This is a genomic window from Clostridium sp. Cult1 (assembly GCF_021655095.1).
Classification (GTDB): domain Bacteria; phylum Bacillota; class Clostridia; order Tissierellales; family Tepidimicrobiaceae; genus Schnuerera.
Window position 1 is genome coordinate 1,701,585 of record NZ_PPXW01000001.1, and the last position, 6,091, is coordinate 1,707,675.

4 protein-coding genes are annotated in these 6,091 nt (G+C 29.2%); all 4 read right to left on the reverse strand.

Features of this window, described 5'->3' with window-relative positions; all coding sequences use genetic code 11:
* Positions 1-2 precede the first annotated feature (2 nt).
* Complete coding sequence (gene ftsY, locus C3E89_RS08465) at positions 3-869, reverse strand: signal recognition particle-docking protein FtsY (RefSeq protein WP_336512967.1); 867 nt, start codon at positions 867-869, stop codon at positions 3-5.
* A 209-nt stretch (positions 870-1,078) separates the two neighbouring features.
* Positions 1,079-4,657 (reverse strand): chromosome segregation protein SMC, encoded by a 3,579-nt coding sequence (gene smc, locus C3E89_RS08470; protein WP_236912049.1) that lies wholly within the window; start codon positions 4,655-4,657, stop codon positions 1,079-1,081.
* A 19-nt stretch (positions 4,658-4,676) separates the two neighbouring features.
* A complete protein-coding gene (locus C3E89_RS08475) occupies positions 4,677-5,768 on the reverse strand; it encodes an elongator complex protein 3 (protein ID WP_236912051.1) in 1,092 nt (363 codons plus the stop codon).
* Positions 5,761-6,091, reverse strand: a 331-nt coding sequence (locus C3E89_RS08480) for a putative dsRNA-binding protein (protein WP_236912053.1), incomplete at its 5' end; no start/stop codon positions are given. The genes C3E89_RS08480 and C3E89_RS08475, both read right to left, overlap by 8 nt.

The window sequence follows — 6,091 nt, forward strand, 5'->3', positions numbered from 1 at the left end:
ATTTAATTGTTGAAAATAGCTTCAACAAAATCCTCTACATTAAATTCTTGCAAATCATCGATTTTTTCTCCAACACCTATCAGTTTTACTGGCAATCCTAACTCAGATTGAAGTGCAATTACAACTCCTCCCTTGGCAGTCCCGTCTAGTTTTGTAAGAACTACTCCTGTTATATCACATACTTCTTTAAAAACTTTGGCTTGAGAAATTGCATTTTGACCCGTAGTAGCATCTAACACCAATAATACTTCCTTTCTAGCTTCTGGATACTCTCCGTCTACAACCCTAAAAATTTTATTTAATTCATTCATTAAATTTTTCTTATTATGAAGTCTTCCTGCTGTATCACAAATTAGCACATCAGATTTTCTCGCCTTTGCTGCTTGTATACCATCGTAAATTACTGCTGCTGGGTCTGAACCTTCACTATGGCTAATAAAATCCGTTTCAGACCTATTACTCCATTCTTCAAGTTGCTCTATAGCTGCAGCTCTAAAAGTATCTCCTGCAGCAATTATTACCTTCTTGCCTTCATTCTTTAAATTATAGGATAGTTTCCCAATTGTTGTAGTCTTTCCAGCTCCATTTACACCAACCACTAAAATTACTGCTGGTGATGGTTCAATATTTAAACTATTTTTTTCACCAGATTCCTTCATAATTTCCTTTATTTCTTTCTTTAATAACCCTTTTACCATCTCTGGTTCAGTGACTTTTTCTTCCTTTATTCTAATCTTCAACCTATCTATTATCTCCATAGTAGTATTTATTCCCACATCGGCAGTAACTAATATTTCTTCTAAATCATCAAATAACTCTTCATCCACCTTACCATAAGATTTAAGAATAGCATCTATTTTATCAGTCATTCCTTTTCTAGTCTTATCTAAACCAGCTTTTAGCTTATCAAAAAAATTTAATTTAGGTTCTTCTTTTATTTCCAATTCTTCTTTATTATCTATTTCTCTATCTAATTTATCTTCTCTTACTCTCTCATTAACAATATTCTTTTCTTCATTTCCTTTCTTTTTATCTTCCTTATTTCGATTAAATAATTTTTTGAACATACTAATCCTCCTTAGCTTGCGATTCCTTCAAGATTATCCGTTAACTTGACAGATACAATTTTACTTATACCTTCTTCTTCCATAGTTACCCCATATAAAATATCTGCCATTTCCATGGTACTCTTTCTATGAGTTATCATAATAAATTGAGTATTATCTGAAAAGTTTTTTAAATAATTTGTATATCTACTTATATTAGCTTCATCTAGAGCAGCATCTATTTCATCTAATATACAAAAAGGTGTAGGTTTTACCTTGAGTATTGCAAAGAGCAAAGCCACAGCGGTTAAGGATTTTTCTCCTCCCGATAAAAGATTTAAATTTTGTAATTTCTTACCTGGAGGTTGTACTTTAATCTCTATTCCACAAGTTAATACATTGTCCTCATCCTCTAATACTAAACTAGCTTTTCCACCATTGAATAATATGGAAAACACCTCACTAAATTTCTCATTTATATTATTGAAATTATATAAAAACTGTTTCTTCATTTTTGTTTCCATATCATCAATAACTTCATGGAGATTTTCTTTTGCCAATAATAAATCTTTGTGTTGTTTAGTTATAAATTCCAGTCTCTCTTTCACCATTTTATAATCTTCAATAGCACTTAAATTTACTGTACCTATATCCTTTATTTTTCTTTTTAATTTTTTTACATCTTGTGTTGCCTTTTGGATATCCTCAATATCTATACGCAATTTTACCGCTTCTGCATATTCTAACTCATAGTCTTCTAATAGCTTTGAATTGATATTCTCTAATTGTACACAATATTTAGTCTCTTTTAGATCCCAGTTGTTTATCGCCTTTGATAATTTATTTATTTCTTCGTTAAACTCATTTAACACATCCTGTTCAAAATAATAATCTTTCATCAATAGATCTTTTTCTTCTTTCAATTCCATGTAATCCTTATCTTGTTTATCTTTTAGTGTAATAATTTTAGATATTTCATTTTCAATATGAACCGTCTTATCTGCTATATTACTTATTTCTTCTTTATTTTTCGATAACTCTTGTTGTTTAGTCCCAATAAGACTTATAGTATCTTCTAATTCTTTTTCTATAGATTTAATCTTTTCAGCATTGTTTTCCAGCTTATTATCAATTAAATTCACCTGTATTTTTGCATCAGTTACTTTTTTTAAAGCTTCTTCTCTTCTAGCCTTCATTTCCTCAAATCTTAGCATTAATTCCTTAATACTGTCTTGAGCTTTACTGTTCTCTTGATCAATTAAATTTAACTCTTCTTTCAATTTATTTTCGCCTTTATTTATACCATCCAATTCTAATTTTAACCTATTTATTTCATCTCTATATTTGGCTAATAATTCATTGGTCCTCTCTAGCTCCATATTTATTCTATTTTTTTCATTTTCTATTTTTATAATCTCTATATTACAATTCTGAAGTTTTTCTTCCTGTAATTTTAAGTTTTTTACATTTTCTTCTACTCTTAATTTTAATTGATTTTTGTCTTCTTCTAAACTATCTTGAACTTTGGATAACTTATTTATATGGTTTTTTATTTTTTCCATTCTGAACCTTCTATTAAGAAGATTTACACTTGTTTTAGGTAAACTTCCACCAGTCATTGAACCTCCCGCATTTATTATATCCCCTTTTAAAGTCACAATTCTATAGGAATAGTTGAATTTCTTAGCTACCACAGTAGCCTTGTTTAAATCTTCGACAACTATAGTTCTACCTAATAAATACTCAAAAATATTTCTATATTTTTCATCATACCTTACTAATTCTGAACCTAAACCTAAGATATTATATTTCTTTCTATCATTAATATTAATATATATTGGTTTACCTTTGATTGTTGAAATAGGCAAAAATGTTACTCTACCTAATTTTTTTTCCCTTAAATAATTAATTATATATTTTGCATCCTCATCATCCTTGGTAACAACATTTTGCAAACTTCCTCCTAAAGCTACATCTATTGCCTTTTCATACTGTTCATCCACTCTAATTAAATCTGCCACCACACCTATTACCTTAGTTTCAAGTAATTCTGTTTTTTTGCATTCTAACATTAGATTTTTAACGCTCTTAAAATATCCTTCATAATCTTCTTCCATACTTTTTAGTAAGTTAAAATTGGAAATATTACCTTGCAATTCTGCTTTGTTTTGATTTATCTCCCTATAAATAAAATTTAGTTTATCCCTACAGTTTTTATCTTCTATCTTTAAACTTGTTAAAATTTTATTTTCTTTAATTATCTCTTCCTTTTTTTCATTTTCTTCATCTTCAATTCCTTTTAGTAGTTCTCTGTCTCTTTTTTTATTTCCTAACAGAGATTGAATTTCCCCTTCTACCTGAATTATTCTCTTATTTATATTCTCCTTAAAGCTAGAAAAGCTGTTAATCTTACTTCTCTTGTCTCTAATTAGATTATAAACCTCTATTGCATTGTCTTTCTTTGCATCGATTTCCTTTTCTTTCAACCTGATTTTGTCATTTAGATTTTCTAGATCAATATTCTTATTATTAAAATCCTCTTTAGTTAATCCAAGTTGTTTCACCAATTTGAATTTTGTGTTTAATAAGTCTAGTTTTTCCTCATCCAACTCTTTTAGCCTAAATTTTAAATCCTCTATTTCCTTATCTAACCTTTCACTATCTTTAGTAAAATACCTTTTCTTTTCTTCTAACAATGTTAGCTCATTTCTATTTTTATTTAATTGACTAAAAGTTTCAGCTTTTTTCTTTTCAACTAAATCTATAGATCTATCTAAATTCGTAATCTTTTCTTTCATTAGATTAAATTTATTTTCAATTTCATCTTTCTTTTTAATCTTTTGTTCCATCTGATCCTGAAGTTTCTTTTTTTCATTTCTACTTTTATTAATTTCTTTTTCTAATTCATCAATCTTTCTAATCAATAGATTAACTTCGATTTCTTTCAATTTATTAGAAAGTTGAATAAAAGCAGTAGCCTTTTCCGATTGTTCCTCTAAATTATCAGATTGATTTGTGAGCTCATGAATTAAATCTTTAATTCTTATTAAATTATTATCTGTTTTTTCTAATTTCTTCTCGGCCTCAATTTTTTTAGTCTTATATTTAACTATACCTGCAGCTTCCTCAAATATATTCCTTCTATCTTCTGGCCTAGTACTTAGTATTTCATCTACCCTACCTTGTCCAACTATTGAATATCCATCTTTTCCAACACCAGTATCCATAAAGAGTTCCTTAATATCTTTTAAACGACAGGAATTCTTATTTAAATAATATTCGCTTTCCCCAGAACGGAACATCCTCCTTGTAATGGCTACTTCCTGGTAGTCAATTGGTATAACTCCATCTTTATTGTCAAAAGTAATAGTTACCTCTGTATATCCTAAAGGCCTTCTTTTATCAGTACCAGAAAAAATAACATCTTCCATTTTGCTTCCTCTTAAAGTTTTTATACTCTGTTCTCCTAACACCCATCTAATAGCATCAGCAATATTACTTTTTCCACTACCATTGGGTCCAACAATTGCAGTAATACCATCCTTAAATTCAACCTCTACTTTGTCTGCAAAGGATTTAAAACCATGTATCTCTACTTTCTTTAAGTGCAACTCTGATCACCCTTTAAACTTAAATTATTCCTTTTGTCTTTAAATAATTTTTTATTATCTCTTTCCTAGATATCTTATCATTAAAATCGTCTATAAATATATCTATTATATCTTTATCAAGATTTGTGCCATATACTTTAATCTTCTTTAACTTATATTTATTAACCAAGTACCTTATATTACATGATTTTTGTCCTACTACATTAGATATATTTTTATTACTTATTTCTATTATGAGTTTTTCCCCAACAATATCTTTTTTTAGTTGGTCTAAATACTCTTCTAACACCATTCTATAGATATACGACTCTACTAATTGCCTAAAAGACGGATGAAAAGGGCCTGCAACTACATCTCTTCCCAGTCTAATATTTTCAGTAGGTTGTAATCCAACTCTAATGACATGGATATTGTAGCATTCAAAAATCATAAGTAAATTAGCTGCAATATCTACTGCTTCTTCTAAAGATAGTGGAGTATATTTCCCATCCTTGTACATTTTTTCTAAATAAGTATCTTTTATAACTAAAGTTGGATAAATTCTCACACAGAAAGGATCTATTTTTATAAACTCTTTAGCTGTATAAATGGCCTTTTCTTTACTATCTCCAACTAAACCAACCATCATTTGTAATCCTAAATTGAATCCATATTCTTTAATTAGTTTAGAGGCCATATAGACCTGTTGACTATAATGACCTCTACCACTTCTATACAAAACAGTGTCATCTAAAGATTGTACTCCTAACTCTATGGTATCTACTCCATATTCTTTTAACAAATCCAATATTTCCTCATCTATATAATCGGGTCTTGTGGATAATCTGATTCCATCTATTTTACCATTATTTTTATACTCCAGTGGAATTTCCAGCAATTCCTTTTGGATTTCTTTGTCTATTCCTGTAAAGCTTCCACCATAGAAAGCCACTTCAACTGTAATCATTCCCTTAGGAAAGGTGTATAAATATTCTTCAATAGTATCTCTTACGTATTGGGGAGTTACATCAGTAGATAATCCAGTTATTCTTCTCTGATTGCAGAAAACACAATCATGAGGACAACCATAGTGGGGTACAAATATAGGTATTATGAAATGGTCTCTACTCATTTATTTCACCTATTTTTAGCAATGCTTGTTTTGCTGCCATTTGCTCAGCCTCTTTTTTATTTCTCCCCATACCACTGCCTATGATTTTGTTTTCTACAATCACATTCATATAGAATTTTTTATTGTGATCTGGCCCTGCTTCCTTTTCCACCTTATATTCAATTTTTGATTTTGTTTTCTTTTGTAACACCTCTTGAAGTTCAGTTTTATAATCTATAAATAAAGTACCTTTAGATAAAGCATATATCACTTCTTGCTCAAATAGTCCTAATAAATACTCTTCCGTTTTTTCCAGACCTCCATCTACATAAATAGCTCCAGTT

What these genes read in the sequence shown, in the direction of transcription:
- ftsY (WP_336512967.1), bottom strand. Translation starts at nt 869, where the DNA reads ATGACTGATAAAATAGATGCTATTCTTAAATCTTATGGTAAGGTGGAT.
- C3E89_RS08475 (WP_236912051.1), bottom strand. Translation starts at nt 5,768, where the DNA reads ATGAGTAGAGACCATTTCATAATACCTATATTTGTACCCCACTATGGT.